Annotated in this window: 13 protein-coding genes and 1 tRNA gene; 5 read left to right on the plus strand and 9 right to left on the minus strand. The window is 71.6% G+C overall.

Going from position 1 to position 18,046, the window contains the following annotated elements:
- Nucleotides 1–3 precede the first annotated feature (3 nt).
- From J2Y46_RS18455 to J2Y46_RS18470, 4 genes are all read right to left on the minus strand, one after another.
- Nucleotides 4–2,775 carry an HAD-IC family P-type ATPase gene (locus J2Y46_RS18455; RefSeq protein WP_045299830.1) on the minus strand — a complete coding sequence of 924 codons (2,772 nt, stop codon included), beginning with the start codon at nt 2,773–2,775 and terminating at the stop codon, nt 4–6.
- A 57-nt stretch (nt 2,776–2,832) separates the two neighbouring features.
- On the minus strand, nt 2,833–3,867 hold the full coding sequence (locus J2Y46_RS18460) for a ribose-phosphate diphosphokinase (protein WP_045299833.1): 1,035 nt from the start codon (nt 3,865–3,867) through the stop codon (nt 2,833–2,835).
- Nucleotides 3,842–5,314: a bifunctional UDP-N-acetylglucosamine diphosphorylase/glucosamine-1-phosphate N-acetyltransferase GlmU gene (gene glmU / locus J2Y46_RS18465; RefSeq protein ID WP_045299835.1), complete on the minus strand. Its 1,473-nt coding sequence runs from the start codon at nt 5,312–5,314 to the stop codon at nt 3,842–3,844. Before glmU ends, J2Y46_RS18460 begins: the two co-directional genes overlap by 26 nt.
- 1 nt (nt 5,315) lies before the next feature.
- A tRNA-Gln gene (locus J2Y46_RS18470) sits at nt 5,316–5,387 on the minus strand.
- A gap of 99 nt (nt 5,388–5,486) precedes the next feature.
- Here J2Y46_RS18470 and J2Y46_RS18475 point away from each other — a divergent pair.
- Nucleotides 5,487–5,990, plus strand: coding sequence for a MarR family winged helix-turn-helix transcriptional regulator (locus J2Y46_RS18475; protein ID WP_045299837.1), 504 nt, complete (start codon nt 5,487–5,489; stop codon nt 5,988–5,990).
- A 7-nt stretch (nt 5,991–5,997) separates the two neighbouring features.
- Here J2Y46_RS18475 and J2Y46_RS18480 read toward each other — a convergent pair whose 3' ends face one another.
- Complete coding sequence (locus tag J2Y46_RS18480; RefSeq protein ID WP_045299839.1) at nt 5,998–7,812, minus strand: ABC-F family ATP-binding cassette domain-containing protein; 1,815 nt, start codon at nt 7,810–7,812, stop codon at nt 5,998–6,000.
- Nucleotides 7,813–7,932: 120 nt separating this feature from the next.
- Here J2Y46_RS18480 and J2Y46_RS18485 point away from each other — a divergent pair, with 120 nt between their 5' ends.
- The 4 genes from J2Y46_RS18485 (at nt 7,933) to J2Y46_RS18500 (ending at nt 12,874) form a co-directional block, all read left to right on the plus strand.
- Nucleotides 7,933–9,618, plus strand: coding sequence for an FAD-dependent oxidoreductase (locus J2Y46_RS18485; protein WP_045299841.1), 1,686 nt, complete (start codon nt 7,933–7,935; stop codon nt 9,616–9,618).
- Complete coding sequence (locus tag J2Y46_RS18490; protein ID WP_157005555.1) at nt 9,615–9,905, plus strand: metal-sensitive transcriptional regulator; 291 nt, start codon at nt 9,615–9,617, stop codon at nt 9,903–9,905. The genes J2Y46_RS18485 and J2Y46_RS18490 overlap by 4 nt, the downstream gene beginning before the upstream one ends.
- A gap of 41 nt (nt 9,906–9,946) precedes the next feature.
- Nucleotides 9,947–10,108, plus strand: a complete 162-nt coding sequence (locus tag J2Y46_RS18495; protein WP_169748700.1) for a hypothetical protein — start codon at nt 9,947–9,949, stop codon at nt 10,106–10,108.
- 120 nt (nt 10,109–10,228) lie between these two features.
- On the plus strand, nt 10,229–12,874 hold the full coding sequence (locus J2Y46_RS18500) for an AMP-binding protein (RefSeq protein WP_310244344.1): 2,646 nt from the start codon (nt 10,229–10,231) through the stop codon (nt 12,872–12,874).
- Here the strand turns inward: J2Y46_RS18500 and J2Y46_RS18505 are convergent.
- The 4 genes from J2Y46_RS18505 to J2Y46_RS18520 form a co-directional block, all read right to left on the minus strand.
- Complete coding sequence (locus J2Y46_RS18505) at nt 12,849–13,970, minus strand: ABC transporter ATP-binding protein (RefSeq protein WP_310244347.1); 1,122 nt, start codon at nt 13,968–13,970, stop codon at nt 12,849–12,851. The two genes, J2Y46_RS18500 and J2Y46_RS18505, sit on opposite strands and share 26 nt — an antisense overlap.
- Entirely contained in the window at nt 13,967–15,442 is a 1,476-nt protein-coding gene (locus J2Y46_RS18510) for an iron ABC transporter permease (RefSeq protein ID WP_310244350.1), read from the minus strand. Before J2Y46_RS18510 ends, J2Y46_RS18505 begins: the two co-directional genes overlap by 4 nt.
- Before the next feature lie 77 nt (nt 15,443–15,519).
- The gene (locus J2Y46_RS18515) at nt 15,520–16,569 is read right to left on the minus strand and encodes an iron ABC transporter substrate-binding protein (RefSeq protein WP_310244353.1); all 1,050 of its coding nucleotides are present in this window, start codon (nt 16,567–16,569) and stop codon (nt 15,520–15,522) included.
- Between the two features lie 93 nt (nt 16,570–16,662).
- Nucleotides 16,663–18,033, minus strand: a complete 1,371-nt coding sequence (locus J2Y46_RS18520; RefSeq protein WP_310244356.1) for a GNAT family N-acetyltransferase — start codon at nt 18,031–18,033, stop codon at nt 16,663–16,665.
- Between the last annotated feature and the right edge of the window lie 13 nt (nt 18,034–18,046).

Raw genomic sequence — 18,046 nt, forward strand, 5'->3', positions numbered from 1 at the left:
CGCCTATGAGCCGCCTTTGAGAGATGCGGCAGTGCGCGATGAGCCTCGCCGAGCCCGCAGCACCGCCTTCAGCACCTCCACCGCGAGGAAGATCCCGATCGACACGCCGATCGGGAGGATCCAGGATGCCGCGGGCAGGGGCCGCGACTCGAACAGCACGTTCATGAACGGCACGTACGTGTAGACGAGCTGCAGCCCCACCAGCGCCAGCGCCGACCACCACACCACCCTGTTGCCGCGCAGCACATCGAGGGTGAGGCTCGAACGGGTGAGGAACCGGCAGTTGAACAGGAACGCGAGCTGCCCGAACGCGAGCATCAGGACGGCCTCCGTGCGTGCCACCTCGAGGTCGGCTCCGGCCGCCGACACCCCGTAGAACACGCCCATCGCCGCGCCGCCGATGAGCAGCGACACGATGAGGATGAATCCGAGCTCACCGCGGTTGATGATCGGACCGCCGCTCGCGCGGGGCGGACGGCGCATGATGCCGCGCTCGGCGGGCTCGTACGCGAGGGCCAGCGAGAGCGTGACGGCGGTGACCATGTTCACCCAGAGCACCTGCACGCTGGTGAGCGGCAGCGCGAGGCCGAACACGACAGCGACCAGGATGACCAGCGACTGCGCCCCGTTCGTCGGCAGGAGGAAGACGATCGACTTGCGCAGGTTGTCGTAGATGCGACGGCCCTCGGCGATGGCGCTGCGGATCGTCGCGAAGTTGTCGTCGGCGAGCACGAACTCGGCCGCTTCCTTCGTCGCCTCCGTGCCCTTGATGCCCATCGCGATGCCCACGTCGGCGCGCGTCAGGGCGGGGGCGTCGTTGACACCGTCGCCGGTCATCGCCACGACCTCGCCGTGCGACTGCAGCGCGCGCACGATGCGGATCTTGTGCTCCGGACTGGTGCGCGCGAACACGTCGACGCCCTGCACCACCTCGCGCAGCTGCTCCTGGCTGAGCGCTTCGAGCTCCGCGCCGGTGAGCACCTCCGCGTCCGCGCCTGCCAGGCCCATCTCGTGCGCGATCGCGAGGGCGGTCCCGGCGTGGTCGCCGGTGATCATCTTGACCCGGATGCCGGCGGTGTGGCAGTCCGCGATCGCCTCGACGGCCTCGGGCCGGGGAGGGTCGACGATGCCCCACAGGCCGATGAACTCGAGGTCGACCAGGTCGTCGAGCGCGAACTCGTCCGTCGTGGGACGCACCGGTTTGCGTGCGGCCGCCAGGACGCGCAGGCCCTGGCCGCTGAGTCTGGCGACCGCGTCGTCCCAGCGCGCGAGATCGAGCGGCTCGGAGCCGTTCACGCCGCGCTGCGTGAGCGAGCGCTCGAGCAGGCGGTCGGGCGCGCCCTTCACGAGGATGGCACGTGACACCTCACCCGCCTCGCCTCCCGAACGCGCGCCCTCGTTCAGCGTCGCCATGAGCTTGTTGGCGGAGTCGAACGGGATGACGGCGACCCTGCGCCCTCCGGTGCTTCCGACGCCGCCCTTGATCGCGACGGCCTTGAGGGCACCCTCGGTGGGCTCGCCCACGAGGCTCCACGAGCCGTCGTCGGCTCGAACGATGTGCGCGTCGTTGCACAGGGTCGCGATCGCGAGGATCGCGGCGAGATCGCCCCCGCCCCCGGCAACCGGCTCTGCGTTCGCCGCCACGATCTCGCCTTCGGGCGCGTAGCCGAGGCCGGTGACGTCGTAGTCCGCAAGGGGGGTGACGATGTGGCGCACCGTCATCTCGTTCCGGGTGAGCGTGCCCGTCTTGTCGGAGCAGACCGTGGTGACCGAGCCGAGGGCCTCGACCGCGGGCAGCTTGCGCGTGATGGCGTTGTGGCGGGCCATCTGCTGCACGCCGATGGCGAGCGTGATCGTGACGAGCGCGGGAAGGCCCTCGGGGATCGCGGCGACGGCGAAGCCGATGGCCGCCGAGATCAGCTCGTCATACGGCATCCCGTGGAGGAACCGCCCGATCATCATCATGACCGCCGCCATACCGAGGATCACCACGGTGAGCACGCGACCGAAGCTGTCGAGCTGACGGGTCAGCGGGGTGGCCAGGGCGTCAGCCTCGTCGGCGAGGCTCTGGATGCGGCCGAGCTCGGTGGTCGGGCCGGTCGCGGTCACGACGCCCCGGCCCTGCCCGGCGCTCACGATCGTGCCCGAGAACGCCATCGACCCGCGGTCGCCCACGCCCGCGTCACCCGCGACCGGATCGGTCGCCTTGGACGACGGCACCGACTCGCCCGTGAGCGCGGCCTCGTCGATGCGCAGCTGGTTCGCCTGCAGCAGCCGGAGGTCCGCAGGCACCTTGTCGCCCGGCATCAGTCGCACCACGTCGCCGGGTACGAGATCGGCCGCCGCAACGGTGACCCAGCCGCCGTCGCGCCGCGCGCTGGCGTCGGCCGACAGCATGCCTCGGATGCCCGCGAGCGCCTTCTCGGCGCGGCCCTCCTGGACATACCCGATGACCGCGTTGATGATCGCGACCACCATGATCACCCAGAAGTCGAGCCAGTCGCCCATGAGCGCCTTGATCACCGCGGCACCCAGCAGGATGTAGATCAGGGTGTCGTTGAAGTGCGCGAGGAAGCGCAGCCACCCCGGCTTCCGCGCGGGCTCGGGCAGGCGATTCGGCCCCGCCACCTCGAGCCGTTCCGCGGCGTCAGCGGTGCTGAGACCCCCGGCGTCCGCTTCGAGATGCTCCAGCACATCGTCTGCGGGGACGGCCCACGGGCGCGCGACGGTCAGCCGGGCCTCCGTCAGCGGTCTGGACTCGAGCGGCTGCGACATTTCTGGATCGTCCTTCCGTCGCCGCCGCGGAGCCGGGGTCTCGACTCGGCGCCGGCGTCAGGCGGCCCCGTCGAACATGCTGGTGACGGAGCCGTCCTCGAACACTTCGTGGATCGCACGTGCGAGCAGCGGTGCGATAGGCAGAATCGTAAGCGTCGAGAAGCGCTTCTCCGCGGGGATCGGAACCGTGTCGGTCACCACGACCTCATCGACCGCGGGGCTCTGCAGGCGCTGAGCGGCCGGGTCGCTGAAGATCGCGTGCGTGGCGGCGACGATCACCTTGACCGCGCCGTTCGCCTTGAGCGCCTCGGCGGCCTTCACGATGGTGCCGCCGGTGTCGATCATGTCATCCACGAGGAGGCAGACCCGACCGTCGACGGCGCCGACGATCTCGTTGACCGTCACCTGGTTGGCGACGTTCGGGTCGCGGCGCTTGTGGATGATCGCGAGCGGCGCACCGAGGCTGTCGGACCACTGGTCCGCGACGCGCACGCGCCCGGTGTCGGGCGAGACCACCGTCAGGCGCTCACGGTCCTGAGCGCTCAGCGTGTTCTCGAAGTACTCGAGAAGCACGGGCTTCGCGAACAGGTGGTCGACGGGCCCGTCGAAGAAGCCCTGGATCTGCGCGGCGTGCAGGTCGACGCTCATGACGCGGTCGGCACCCGCCGTCTTGAAGAGGTCGGCGACGAGGCGGGCGCTGATCGGCTCGCGGCCGCGGCCCTTCTTGTCCTGACGCGAGTACGGGAAGTACGGCGCGACAACGGTGATGCGCTTCGCCGACGCGCGCTTGGCGGCGTCGAGCATGATGAGGGTCTCCATCATCCACTCGTTGACCGGCGGGCCGAAGCTCTGGATGAGGAACAGGTCGCACCCGCGGATCGAGACCTCGAAGCGGGTCAGGATCTCGCCGGACGCGAAGGTGCGGTACTCGGTCGGCACCAGCTCCGTACTCAGCTGCGCGGCGACCTCGGCCGCGAGCTCGGGGTGGGAACTGCCTCGCGCGATGACGAGACGCTTCTTCGTCTTGGCTACGAGTCCCGGGGCGATGTCATTCGCCCGGTCGAGTTCAACGGTCTTCTTCTTGCGCGCCATCGTCCGCCTTCTGTGCGCTGCGGGCCCTGGCGGCGACATCCGCCGCTCCGGTACCCGGTCTGTTCTTCTCGACCCACCCCTCGACGTTGCGTTGAGGGGCGACGCTGAGAGCGAGGGCACCGGCGGGTACATCCTTGCGGATGACCGCCCCGGCCCCGGTCTTCGCGCCGTCTCCGATCCTAACGGGCGCCACGAAGACGTTGTGCGAGCCGGAGTGGACCTCGTCGCCGATCTCGGTGCGGTGCTTCGCCAGGTCGTCGTAGTTCGCGGTGATCGCGCCGGCACCGAGGTTGACGTGCTTGCCGATCGTCGTGTCGCCGATGTACGACAGGTGCGGCACCTTGCTGCCCTCGCCGATCGTCGAGTTCTTGGTCTCGACGAACGTGCCGATCTTGCCCTTGTCGCCGAGGTACGTGCCGGGGCGCAGGTAGGCGAAGGGGCCGACGGTGGCCTTCGCGCCGATCACGGCGAGCGTCGCGTCGGTGCGGGTGACGGTGGCGTCCTCTCCCACCTCGCAGTCGACGAGGCTCGTGTCGGGGCCGACGAGGGCACCCGACGCGATGACGGTCGCCCGCAGGATGTGGGTGTTCGGCAGCACCGTCACGTCGGGTGCCAGCTTCGCGTCCACGTCGATCCACGTCGTCGCGGGGTCCAGGATCGTCACCCCCTCGAGCTGCCAGCGCCGCACGGTGCGCGCGTTCAGCACGCGAGCGGCCTCGGCCAGCTGCACGCGGTCGTTGACGCCCAGTGCGGCCGCGGCATCCGGAGCGGCCTGGGCCGCGACGAGGAGACCGTCACCCCGCAGCAGCGCCACGACGTCCGTCAGATACTTCTCGCCCTGCGCGTTCGCGGTGCCCACGAGAGCCAGCTCGGTGCGCAGCGCCTGCATCTGGAAGACGTACACCCCGGCGTTGATCTCGGTGACCGATGCCTCGTCCGCCGTCGCGTCCTTCTGCTCGACGATGCGCGACACGGCACCATCGGCGTCGCGGATCACCCGACCGTAGCCGGTCGCGTCGTCGAGCGAGGCGCTGAGCACGGTTGCGGCCACAGCGCGGTCGCGATGGGTGCGCACGAGCGCCTCCAACGTGTCGGCCTCGAGGAGCGGCACATCGCCGCTCAGGACGAGCACGTCGCCCGTGAAGTCGCCGAGGGCGTCCAGCGCCACCTCGACCGCGCGGCCCGTGCCGGGGATCTCGTCCTGGTCGACCACGACCACGCCCGGAACGGCCTTCACGACCGCCTCGGCGACGAGGTCGCGCTCGTGGCGCACGACGACGACGACGCGCTCGGGCTCGAGGGCGATCGCGGTGTCGAGCACGTGCCCGACGAGCGGACGCCCGCCGATGCGGTGCAGCACCTTGGGCACCGCGGACTTCATGCGGGTGCCTTGCCCTGCGGCCAGGACGATGACGGCCAGTGCGTTGTCGCGGGTCGTGTCGGTCATGCTCCGCCGCCAGGACTCGAACCTAGACCTCACAGCTCCAAAGGCTGTCGTGCTGCCATTACACCACGGCGGACCGCGGCGCTCCCGGGTGCCGGGCGCCGCCTGTCAAGTCTGCCAGACCGCACACCCGCCGCTGAGCCCGTCGAAGCGCCGCGCTCGGGATAATGGGGGCATGACGGCGCAGAGCGACGAGGTGGACCGCATCGTCGAGGCGTGGACCACGCAGCGTCCCGACCTCGACTTCTCGCCCCTCGGTGTGCTGTCCCGCGTGGACCGGCTGTCCCGGCACCTCGACCGCGCGCGCCGCGACGCGTTCAAGCGCAGCGAGCTCGAGCCCTGGGAATGGGACGTGCTGTCGGCGCTGCGGCGCGCGGGCGAGCCGTTCCAGCTCAGCCCGAAGCAGCTGCTGCAGCAGACGCTGGTCTCCAGCGGAACGATGACCAACCGCATCGACCGACTCGTCGGGCGCCGGCTGGTGCGCCGCGAATCAGACCCCGATGACGGCCGCAGCATCCTGGTCACGCTCACCGACGAGGGGAAGATCCGGGTGGATGCTGCGATCACGCGTCTCGTCGACGCCGAAGCGCTCCTGCTCGACGCCCTGTCACGGGGCGACCGCGACCGGCTCGCCGCCCTGCTTCGCAAGCTCAGCCTGGGATTCGACGCCGCGGACTGACCCGCGCTCAGCCGAGCTGCTCGGTGAGCTCGAACCAGCGCTCCTCAACGCCGTCGCGCTCCTTCTCGAGCTCGCCGATGCGGGCCATCTCGGCGCCGAGCCCGACGTAGTCCGACTGGTCGTGGTCGGCGAGCGCCGTCTTCGCGGTGGCGATCTGCGTCTCGAGCTTCTCGAGGCGCCGCTCCAGCGACGCGACCTCCTTCTGTGCGGCGCGCAGCTCCTGCCCCGACAACGACGGCGTGGTGGATGACGCGGATGCTGCGGCTGCAGCATCCGTCGCCTTCGATGTCGTCGGGCCGGCCGAGCGCTCACGCTCGCGCAGGCGAAGATATTCGTCGACGCCACCGGGGAGGTGGCGGAGGTGGCCGCCGAGGATCGCGTACTGCTGGTCGGTGACGCGCTCGATGAAGTACCTGTCGTGCGAGACCACCAGGAGCGTGCCGGGCCAGGAGTCGAGGAGGTCCTCGATGGCGGCGAGCATGTCTGTGTCGAGGTCGTTGGTGGGCTCGTCGAGGATGAGCACGTTCGGCTGCTCGAGGAGGATCAGCAGCAGCTGCAGGCGGCGCTTCTGCCCACCGGACAGGTCTTTGACGGGGGTCGAGAGCTGGGCGCTCTGGAATCCCATGCTCTCGAGCAGCTGGCCCGGAGTGAGCTCCTGCGCCTTCGAGCCGCTGCCGAAGGTGTATGTGGTGCGCAAGCGCGAGATGACGACGCGCACCGGGTCGTCGAGGTGCTCCTCGAGTTCGTCGAGGCGCTGCGTGAGCGTCGCGACCTTCACCGTCTTGCCGCGCTTCACGCGGCCGGCGGTCGGCTCCACGTCACCGGAGACGAGGCCGAGCAGCGTCGACTTGCCCGCGCCGTTGACGCCGAGGATGCCGGTGCGCTCCCCGGGAGCGATGCGCCACTCGACGGGATGCAGCACCTCTCGGTCGCCATACGAGACCGCGGCGTCGAGCAGGTCGACGACGTCCTTGCCGAGCCGTGAGACGGCGAGCGAGCGCAGCTCGGTGACGTCGCGGATCTCGGGCACGTCGGCGATGAGCACATTGGCGGCGTCGATGCGGAACTTCGGTTTCGACGTGCGCGCCGGCGCGCCGCGGCGGAGCCATGCGAGCTCCTTGCGGGCGAGGTTCTGGCGGCGCTGCTCGATGACGGCCGCCTGGCGGTCGCGCTCGACGCGCTGCAGGATGTAGGCCGCGTAGCCGCCTTCGAACGGCTCGACGATGCGGTCGTGCACCTCCCATGTGGTGTTGCACACCTCGTCGAGGAACCAGCGGTCGTGCGTCACGACCAGGAGGCCGCCCTGGTTCGCCGGCCAACGGCGCTTGATGTGCTCGGCGAGCCACGCGATCGCCTCGACGTCGAGGTGGTTCGTCGGCTCGTCGAGGAAGATGACGTCGTAGTCGCCCACGAGCAGCGCCGCGAGCGACACGCGTCGCCGCTGACCGCCCGACAGGCCCGTGACCGGACCGTCCCACGCCAGGTCGCCGAGCAGGCCCGCGATGACGTCGCGCGTGCGCGCGTCGCCGGCCCACTCGTGATCGGGGCGCGCGCCGACGACTGCTTCCCGGATCGTGAGGGCGTCGTCGAGGGTGTCGGCCTGATCGAGCACGCCGACGCGCACGCCGCCGCGGACCGTGACGCGGCCTCCGTCGGGCTCGAGCCGCCCCGCGAGCATCGCCAGCAGGCTCGACTTGCCGTCGCCGTTGCGGCCGACGACGCCGATGCGGTCGCCCTCGTCGATGCCGAGCGACACCCGGTCGAAGACGACCTTGGTCGGGAATTCCAGGTGAAGGGCCTCGGCCCCCAGAAGATGTGCCATGTCCCCTCAAGGCTAGGCGACCGGCAAGGACCGCTCCCGACGATTTCGCGCTTGATACCCCCTGGGGTATCGTAGATCTCTCGAGAACATACCCCTGGGGGTATCGAGGGAGGAGATGTCATGCGGATTGTGATCGTCGGTGGAGTCGCCGCGGGAATGAGCGCGGCGGCACGCGCGCGCCGTCACGACGAATCGGCGGAGATCGTCGTGCTCGAACGCGGCGAAGAGGTGTCGTTCGCCAACTGCGGCTTGCCGTACCACGTCAGCGGCGAGATCGAGAAGGCGTCCTCGCTCCTCCTCCACACCCCGGCGTCTCTGCGGGCGGCACTCAACCTCGACGTTCGCACGCGCCACGAGGTGCTCTCACTCGACGTGGACGCGCGCACCGTCACCGCGCAGTCACCGCGCGGCCTGGTGACACTGTCGTACGACGCGCTCGTGCTCGCCCCGGGCGCCGCGGCCGTGCGCCCGCCGATCCCCGGCATCGACTCGCCTCGAGTGCACACGCTGCGCACCGTGTCGGATGCCGTCGCCCTGCGCGAGCGCGTGACCGGCGGCGATCGCCGCGCCGTGGTGCTGGGCGCGGGATTCATCGGCCTGGAGGCGGCCGAGGCGCTTCGCGCGGCCGGCCTGGAGGTCGACCTCATCGAACGCGCCGACCATGTGCTGCCGCCGCTCGAGCAGGAGCTCGCGACCCTGGTGCGCGGCGAACTGGCCGGGCTCGGCATCCGAGTCCACGACGCCGTGGCCGCCGCACGTATCGAGGCCAGCGCCGACGCAGACACCGTGCATCTCGACGACGGCACGGTGATCGATGCCGACCTCGTCGTGCTGTCGGTGGGCGTCGCCCCCGACACGGGGTTCGCGCGCGACGCCGGCCTCGAGACGGCACGCGGCGCCATCCTCGTCGACGAGCGCGGTCGCACCTCCGCCCCCGGGGTGTGGGCGGCGGGCGATGCCACCGCGAGCCCCAGGGCCGTGACCGGCGCAGTCGCGCCGGCCGCGCTCGCCGGCCCGGCGAACCGGGCCGGCCGCCTCGTCGCCGACGACATCTTCGGCATCGCGGATGCGCGCCGGATCCCTGCCTCGTTCGGCACCGCGATCGTGCGCGTGGGCGGCCTCACCGCCGGGCTCACGGGAGCGAACCGCGCGTCCCTCGACGCCGCCGGCATCGCCTACCGCACGCTCCACCTGCACCCGAACCAGCACGCCGGCTACTTCCCGGGAGCCACCGCGCTGCACCTCGTCGTCCACATCGGCGCCGAGGACGGACGACTCCTGGGCGCACAGGCCGTCGGCGCGGAGGGTGTCGACAAGCGGATCGACGTCATCGCCACCGCGATGCGCGCCGGGTTCGCGGCATCCGATCTCATCGATCTCGACCTCAGCTACGCACCCCCCTACGGGCAGGCCAAGGACGCCGTGAACCTCGTCGGCATGGTCGCCGAGAACGTGCTCGCCGGACGCCTGCGGCTCTGGCACGCCGCCGAACTCGACGACGTCCGCACCGAGTCGCTCGTGCTGGATGTCCGGTCGGCGGTGGAGTTCGCAACCGGACACATCCCGGATTCGCTGAACATCCCGCACACCCAGCTGCGCGAACGGCTCGACGAGGTGCGGGACGCGGCCGACGGCCGGCCGGTGCGCGTGCTGTGCGCAGCGGGCGTCCGCTCGAACATCGCCCACCGCGTGCTCGCGAACAGCGGGTTCGACTCGGCATCGCTGTCGGGCGGCATCCAGACGCTCGAGCACTGGTACGGTGCCCGCATCGATCGGATCCTCACCCGCGAAGGAGCCCCCGCATGATGATCACCGGCACCCCCGAAGAGCAGGCCGCCACCCGCAAGCGCATCGCCAATCGCCTGAAGCGCGCGTACGGCCAGCTGGCCGGCGTCATCGCGGCGGTGGAATCGGATGCCTCGTGCCGCGACGTCGTCACGCAGCTCGCGGCCGTCACCAGCGCGCTGGATCGCGCGGGCTTCGCCATCGTGTCGGCGGCGATGCGCGACTGCGTCGCCGACCCCGAAGGCGCTGCGGGGGGCGAAGGCCTCACGGCCGACGAGCTCGAGAAGCTCTTCCTCGCCCTGGCCTGACGCCGGTCGCGGGATCATCCGAATCGAAAGGAACGACATCCATGTGCAGCAGGATCACGTGCACCACGTGCGGCAAGGCCACCTGGGCCGGTTGCGGCCAGCACGTCGAGCAGGCGCTCGCCGGCGTGCCGCAGACTCAGCGGTGCCAGGGACACGAGCCCGCGCCGCGGCGCGGCTTCTTCGCGGCGCTGCGAGGCCACTGAGCGGGCGCCATCGGAGTCACAGTTCGGGCATCGTCAACCGGACAGATTAGGCTAGGCATACCTTGGACTTGCGTCGGCGACTCTCCCCCGGCGGCGCGTCAGGAGAAAGCCACTCCCTCTATGACCGCGACTGCGCCCGCCCTCGGCCTGTCCCTCCTCGGAGGGGATCCCGACCACACCGCGCTGATCGCCAACGGCACGCGGCTCGACTACGCGGAGCTGCGCGATCGGGTGACGCGACGCCGTGACGAGCTCGGCGACGTGCGGCGGCTCGTGATGATCGCCGCGGGCAACGCCGTCGAGCCGATCGTCACCTATCTCGCCGCGCTCGAAGGCGGACACCCGGTGCTCCTGGTCTCCGGCGACGACGACGAGGCCGCGCGGGCACACCGCGCGTCGCTGATCGCACGGTTCGATCCGGACGTCGTCGCCCACGACGGGGCCTCGGGCTGGACGCTCGACGAGCGGCGGGCCGGCAGCCGCCACGAGTTCCACCCCGATCTCGCCGTCCTCTCGAGCACGTCGGGCTCCACCGGCTCGCCGAAGCTCGTGCGGCTGTCGGCCGAGAACGTCCGCAGCAACGCGGCGGCGATCGCCGAGTACCTTCGGCTGACACCGAGCGATCGGGCGGCGACGACGCTGCCGCTGCAGTACTGCTACGGACTGTCGGTGATCAACAGCCACCTGCTGACCGGGGCGAGCCTGCTGCTCACCGAGCGCTCCGTCGCCGACGACGAGTTCTGGGTCCGGGCGCGCGCGCACGCCGTCACCTCGTTCGCGGGCGTCCCGTACACGTTCGAGCTACTCGAAGCGCGAGGCTTCGACGGTGGCGACCTCCCGTCGCTGCGCTACCTCACGCAGGCCGGCGGACGGATGGCACCCGACGCCGTGCGGCGATTCGCACAGCTCGGCCGGGAGCGCGGGTTCGAGCTCTTCGTGATGTACGGGCAGACCGAGGCCACCGCCCGCATGGCGTACCTCCCGCCCGGCCTCGCGATGACGCACGCCGGCGCCATCGGACGCCCCATCCCCGGCGGCGCCTTCCGCATCGACGCCGTCGACGGTGCCGAGTCCGGCGAGCTCGTGTACGAGGGCCCGAACGTCATGATGGGGTACGCCCACGGACCCGAGGACTTCGCCCTCGGGCGCACCGTGACCGAGCTCCGCACCGGCGACGTCGCGCGGCTGCGCACGGATGGGCTGTACGAGATCGTCGGCCGCATGAACCGCTTCGTGAAGGTCTTCGGCCTGCGCCTCGACCTCGATCGCGTGGAGAACCTCCTCGCCGACGAGGGGATCGAGGCCCGCGCGGCGAGCGCCGACGAACGGCTCCTGCTGTTCGCGACCTCCGAGCGCGCGGCCTGCCGGGCACGCGAGCGCGCCGCCGCCCTCACGGGCGTCCCGGCGCGGGTGATCGGCGCGTACGCGGTGACCGAGTTCCCGCGGACGTCCAACGGCAAGCGCGACTATTCTGCGCTGGTGCGCTTCGCCGGCCCGCACGACCGCACCACGGCCGCCGCGGCGCCAGTGACCCCGGCCGCCGTCACGCCCGAGGCCGTGCGCGACCTGTACGCGTCGCTCCTCGGCGAGCCCGGCGCCGGTCTCGACGACTCGTTCGCCGGACTCGGCGGCGACTCCCTGAGCTACGTCGAAGTCTCCCTGCGCCTCGAGGACATGCTCGGCGCGCTCCCCCGGGACTGGCCGACGCGCTCCCCGCGCGAACTGGCGGCATCGCCCTCGCCGACCCCCGTCGCGAACGTGGAGACGGATGCCGCGCACACAGGTGCTGCGACGGCGACCGCCGTGCGCCCCTGGCGCCGCCGCCTCGCGTGGACGCGCCTCGAGACGCCGGTCGTGCTGCGGGCGGCGGCGATCTTCCTCATCGTCGCGACCCACGCCGATCTCTTCGCCCTCAAGGGCGGCGCGCACCTTCTCCTCGCCGTCGCCGGGTACAACCTCGCGAGATTCCAGCTGGCACCCGTTGCCGGAACCGCGCGCCTGCGGCGCCTCGCGCGCAGCGCCGCCCAGCTCGCGGTCCCCGCGGTGCTGTGGATCGGCGCGGTGGCGCTCGTCACCGGCCGATACGCGCCGACGACCGTTGCGCTCGTGAACAACTTCGTCCCTGACGACGGCCGGTGGAACGAGCAGTGGCAGTTCTGGTTCCTCGAGGCGATGCTCTGGTCGTTCGCGGGCGCCGCGGCGCTGTTCGCGGTGCGCCGCATCGATCGGCTCGAGCGCCGGGCGCCGTTCGCGTTCGCCCTCGTCGCGCTCGCGGTCGCGCTCGCCGCCCGCTTCGCGATCGCCGGCCCCACCGCGGAGTACGTGCAGCGGTACTCCGCCCCGGTCGTCCTGTGGCTCGTCGCGCTCGGATGGCTCGTGGCGCGCGCGGACACGACCGCCCGGCGGATCCTCGTCTCCGTCGTCGCTGTCGCGGCGACCTTCGGTTTCTTCGGCGAGCCGTGGCGCGAAGCGATCGTGGCGGGCGGGATCCTCGTCCTCGTCTGGGTGAGCGCCATCCCGCTCCCCCGCCCGGCGGTGCCCCTCGTCGTCACGGTGGCCGGCGCATCCCTGTTCGTCTACCTCACGCACTGGCAGGTGTATCCGCCGTTCGAGCAGAGCGCACCGTGGCTCGGCACGCTGCTGTCGTTCGTCGTCGGCGTGATCGCCTACCGCCTGTACGTCAGCGCCGGCGCGGGCGCCGCAACCGGGTGGGCGCGGCTGCGCCGCGCGACGACGCCGCTCAGCCTGCGGATGCGCCGCGCGTGACGACGCTTCCCGTCGCGGTGGTCTCACCCGCCGCGGCGTAGAGCACGACGCCGCCTTCGACGATCACACGCACAGCTGTGCCGGGCGCGAACGCGGCCGCGCGGTGCTGTGGCACGCGGTACATCAGCTCGGCCTCGAACTCACCGGTGCCGACGCGCAGCCGCAGGTCCGCGGTCGACCCGGCGGGACGCACCGCGACGACGGTGCCGTTGGCCACAGGGGCCAGCGTGGCTGCCGCCCCGTGTGCCGCCGCGGCCACTCGCAGCTGTGCGGGGCGCACCATCGCGCGCACGCGCGAGGCACCGCCCGACAGGTCGTGGCGCACGGCCAGCCGGCCGAACCCGCACTCGACACCGTCCGCGTCCGAGCGCGCAGGAACCACGAGCGCATCGCCGAGGAACAGCGCCACGCTCGCGTCGATCGGCGCGTCGTACACCGCCATCGGGTCACCCGACTGCACGAGGCGACCTCCGACGAGAACACCGACCTGGTGCCCGAACGACAGGGCCTCGTGCTGATCGTGGGTCACCAGCACGGCGGTGACGCCGCTGCGCTCCAGCACGTCGACGACGGCGTCGCGCGTCGCCGACCGCAGGCCCGTGTCGAGCGCGCTGAACGGCTCGTCGAGCAGGATCACCCTGGGATTCTGGGCGAGAGCGCGCGCCAGGGCCACCCGCTGCTGCTGGCCGCCGGACAGCTCGTGCGGCATCCGCGCGGCGAGGTCCGGGTGCAGCGACGCCAGCTCGAGCAGTTCGCGCACGCGGCCTGCGCGACCAGGTCCGCGCGGGAGCCCGAAGGCGATGTTGCGCGCCACCGAGAGGTGCGGGAACAGCGCGCCGTCCTGCGCGACATAGCCGATGCCGCGCCGGTGGGTGGGCACCGTCCTGCCGTGCCCCGACAGCTCGCGGCCGCCCAGGCTGATCACGCCGGCGTCGGGGTCGACGAACCCCGCGACCAGGCGCAGCAGCGTGGTCTTGCCGCTTCCCGAGGCGCCGACGAGCGCGAGACGCGTACCGCGGGGAACGTCGAGCGAGACGTCGCGCAGCACCGCGGTGCCGCCGTACGCCTTCGACACGCCCTCCAGCCGAAGAGTCATCTGAGGGTCCTCCCCGTCGCGTGCGTGAACATGAGGGCGACCGCGGGCACCGACAGGAGCACCAGGAGCACCGCGTAGGGTGCGGCGGTCGGGTAGTCGAGGGCGGACGCCGCCGACCAGAAGCTCGTGGCCACCGTGCTCGTGCCGGTCGGGGCGAGCAGAAGCGTCGCGGTGAGCTCGTTGGCCGCGCCGAGCGCCACGAGGGCGGCGCCCGCACCGATCGCCGGGAGCAGCAGCGGCACGGTGACCCGCAGCCGGGCGGCGGCAGGAGGCACCGCCAGGGCGCGCGCGGCCTCCTCGAGCGATTGCGGCACCTGCGAGAGTCCGGCGCGCAGCGGCACGAGCGCCCGCGGCAGGAAGATCACGACATAGGCCGCGACCACGGTGAACGCGGTCTGGTAGAGCGACGGCACGAAGGCGAGGGTGACCGCCACGAACGAGAGCGCCACGATGATCGCGGGGAGGCTGCTGGCGAGGTAGGCGGCGCCCTCGAGCAGCCGCGCCAGCCGTCCCGGATAGCGCACCGCCAGCCACGCGAACGGCAGGGCGACGGCGATCGTGCACAGCGCGCCGGCGAGCGCGAGGCCCAGCGTCTGCAGCGCCGCGACGCCGACATCGCCGAAGGCCGCGGCATCCGCCCTCAGGAGCCACCGGACGACGCTCGTCAGTGGCACCACGAGTGCGCCCGCGAGCACCGCGGCCACTGCGGCGAGCGCCGGGAGCGTCAGTGGGCCGAGCCCCAGGGTCTCGGCCGGGTGCGGAGAGCCGCCGCCGACACGGGCGTAGTGGGCGCGGCCGCGGGCGGCCGACTCGGCGCCGAGGAGGATCAGGCACAGGAGCGCGAGCACCAGCCCGAGGGCGGCCGCGTTGGGGCCGGCGAACATGCTCTCGTACGCGACGACGATGGCCGTGGTGAACGTGTCGAAGCGCAGGAACGCGAACGCGCCGTACTCGGCCAGGAGGTGAAGGGCGACCACGAGGGCCCCGCCGAGCACCGCCAGCCGCAGCTGCGGGGCGACGACACGGAAGAACACGGCCCACGACCCCATGCCGAGGGAGCGCGCCGATTCCTCGAGCGCAGGATCGAGACCCCGGATCGCCGCCAGGGCGGGCAGGTACACCAGCGGGAAGTAAGCCAGCGTCGCGACCAGCACCGCTGCCCACAGTCCGTTCATCGACGGGAGCGCGCTGGCCCAGCCGTAGCTCGCGACGAACGCGGGGATCGCCAGCGGGGCGGCCAGAGCGACCTTGAAGACCCCGCGACCCGGCAGCGTCGTGCGTTCGACGAGCCAGGCGCCGCCCACGCCGAGGACGACGGTCGCCGGCACGCCGATCGCCACCAGCAGCACCGTGTTGACGAGCAGCTCGCCGACCTTCGGCCTGAAGACGAGGGCCGACAGCTGGTCCCACCCCATCGCGAACGCCGCCTGGACGACGTATCCGATCGGGACCAGCGCGCCGAGGGCCAGCACCGCGACGACGACGACCAGCCCGGCGGGCGGACGCTTCTCGGTCGTGCCGCGCGCGGGTGTTCGCGCCTGGAGCTGGGTCAGAGGAGTCCGGCTTCCGTCATGAGTTCGATGACCGCGGGCCCGTTGAGCGTGGACGGGTCGATCACGGGTGCGTCGAGCTCGGAGAGCGGGGGCAGCTCGGGCTTGGCCGCGACGTCGGAGGCGACGGGATACTCGAAGCTGTAGCCCTCGCCGAGGATCTTCTGCCCCTGCTCCCCCGCGATGAACGCGAGAAACTGCTGCGCCTCGTCGGCGTGGGGCGCATTCTTCAGCACGCCGCCGCCGGAGATGCTGACGAAGGCACCCGGATCCTGGTTGCCGAAGTAGTGCAGCTTCGTGTCGGCACTGTCTTCGGCTGCAGCGTCCTGATCGCGGAACCAGTAGTAGTGGTAGATGATGCCCATCGGCACCTCGCCGGCGTTGACCGCCTTCATGGTGACGATGTTGTTGCGGTACTCGACCGCGTTCTCGGCCATGCCGTCCAGCCAGTCGCGCGCACCGTCCTCACCCTGGGTCGCGAGCACGGCCGACACGATGGCCTGGAAGTCGGCCTTCGCGGGCGCGGCACCCCACTTGCCTTTCCATTCCGGGTCGGCGAGATCGAGAAGGGATGCCGGCAGCTCGCTCTCCGAGATCAGCTCAGGGTTGTACACCAGCACCGTCGAGCGGGCCGCGATCCCGGTCCAGAGGCCGGACGCCGGGCGGAACTGCTCGGGAACGAGCGCCAGCGTGGATTCGTCCACGGGAGCGAAGAGGTCTGCATCTTCGACCAGCGACATCGCGGGCGAGTTCTCCGTGAGGAACACGTCGGCCTTGGATGCCTTCCCCTCCTGGACGAGCTGATTGGCCAGTTCGCTGTCGTCGCCGTTGCGGAGCACGACCTCGATCCCTGTCTCGGCGGTGAACGCGTCGGCCCACTCCTCGGTGAGCTGCTCGTGCTGCGCGTTGTATACGACGAGCGCGTCCGGATCGGCGGCGTCATCTCCTGCCGCTCCGCCGGCGCAGCCGCCCAGGGCGAGGCCGGCGAGCACGACCGGCACGACGAGGAAGCGGCGCAGGCGCGCGGAAGACGGGAGGCGTGAAGGCATGGGGAACCCCTCGAGTACAGACAGGTAAGGCAAGCCTAAAGCAACTGATCGGCGAGTTTCGTCCGGTTCCGTTCCCCTCGTGCTCCGGAGGGCTCAGTACCAGATGCTCAGGCGCGGCGCCGTGTGCCACGAGAGCACGCGCGCAGCCTTCGCCAGCGCATCGGATGCTGCATCCCCCGCGCCCGTCACCGTCACGCGTCCTGCCGCCGCCAGGGTCGCGAGCGACACACCGCCGAGGTACGTGGCCGAAAGCTCCGTCACCCCGAGCGTGACCGTGACCGCGTCGATCGTCTCGCCCTCGCCCAGGCTCCGCACGCGGGCGGCGCCGGCCTCGTCGGCTTCGAGAAGGTAGCGGCCGGCGGCGATCCCGAGCGAGTCGGAGACGTCGAGCACCAGTACGCCGGGGCCGCCGTAGCGGCGGGTCTCGAGCGCGGCGACGACGTCGATGATCCGCACGTACTGGTGGTCGCGCACGCTGACGTTCGCCGCGCGCTGGTCGGCGATCATCCACAGCAGCGGCTCGTCGACCGACAGCTCGGCCGCGTGCACCTCGGCCACGAGGTCGAGCTCGAGCAGGAACCGCCACAGCGCGGCGTATGCGTCGTCGGTCTCCGCCAGCAGGTAGTGGACCGAGACGGTCGCCTTCGTGAAGTCGTCGTGGTTCTCGCGGACCGCGTACACCGCGACCCCGCGCACGTCGCCGGCGGCGTCGGAGTATTGCACGGCACGCTTGTCGGCGGTCTTCTCGGCGGCGGGGTTGGTGCCGGCGAACCCGTCCCAGTGGCTGCCCGGCACTTCGATCTCGCCCGGGCGGCGGTGCCGCACCCGCTCGTGCAGGACCGGCAGGAGCTCGCGCACACGCTCGCGGCTGATGAAGTCGATCCGCCCGGCGGGCTGCGGGCCGATCCAGCCGGCGCGCTTCGTCTCGATCCGCCAGGAGGCTCCGGCTCCGGCGGGCGCGAACCCGTAGCGGCCGTACAACGGCGACTCGCTCACCGTGAGCATCGCCATCGGGATGCCGGCCGCCTGGGCCGCTCGCAGCTCCCCCTCGAGCATCGCGCGCGCGACGCCCTTGCGCCGGTGCGTCGGGGCGACCGTGACCGCCGAGATCGCGCACGAGGGGATCATCGCCTCGCCGGGCACCGTGAGCTCTCCGAGCCACGACGCGATGGTCGCGACGGGTGCGTCCATCGGCGACTCCGGGTCGAAGACGCCGGTGAGCCGCCGGTAGCCGCTGCGCTCGCGCGCGGCGGCGATCTGCTCGGCAGTGCGCTCGCCGTCCTGGAAGCCGCGCGCGACGGACTGCAGCCAGCCGGCGTACTCGTCGCTGTCGACGGCGATGCGTCGGTAGTCCAGCCCGTTCGTGGCGAGCCGGCTCGCCGACTCCTCGTCGACCGGACCCGCGCGGAAGGCGGCGCGTTCGGTCTCGCCGACGCGGCCGTATGCGGCTCGGGACGTGCTCATGGGATCTTCCTCT

It is taken from the genome of Microbacterium sp. BE35 (assembly GCF_031457705.1).
GTDB lineage: Bacteria > Actinomycetota > Actinomycetes > Actinomycetales > Microbacteriaceae > Microbacterium > Microbacterium trichothecenolyticum.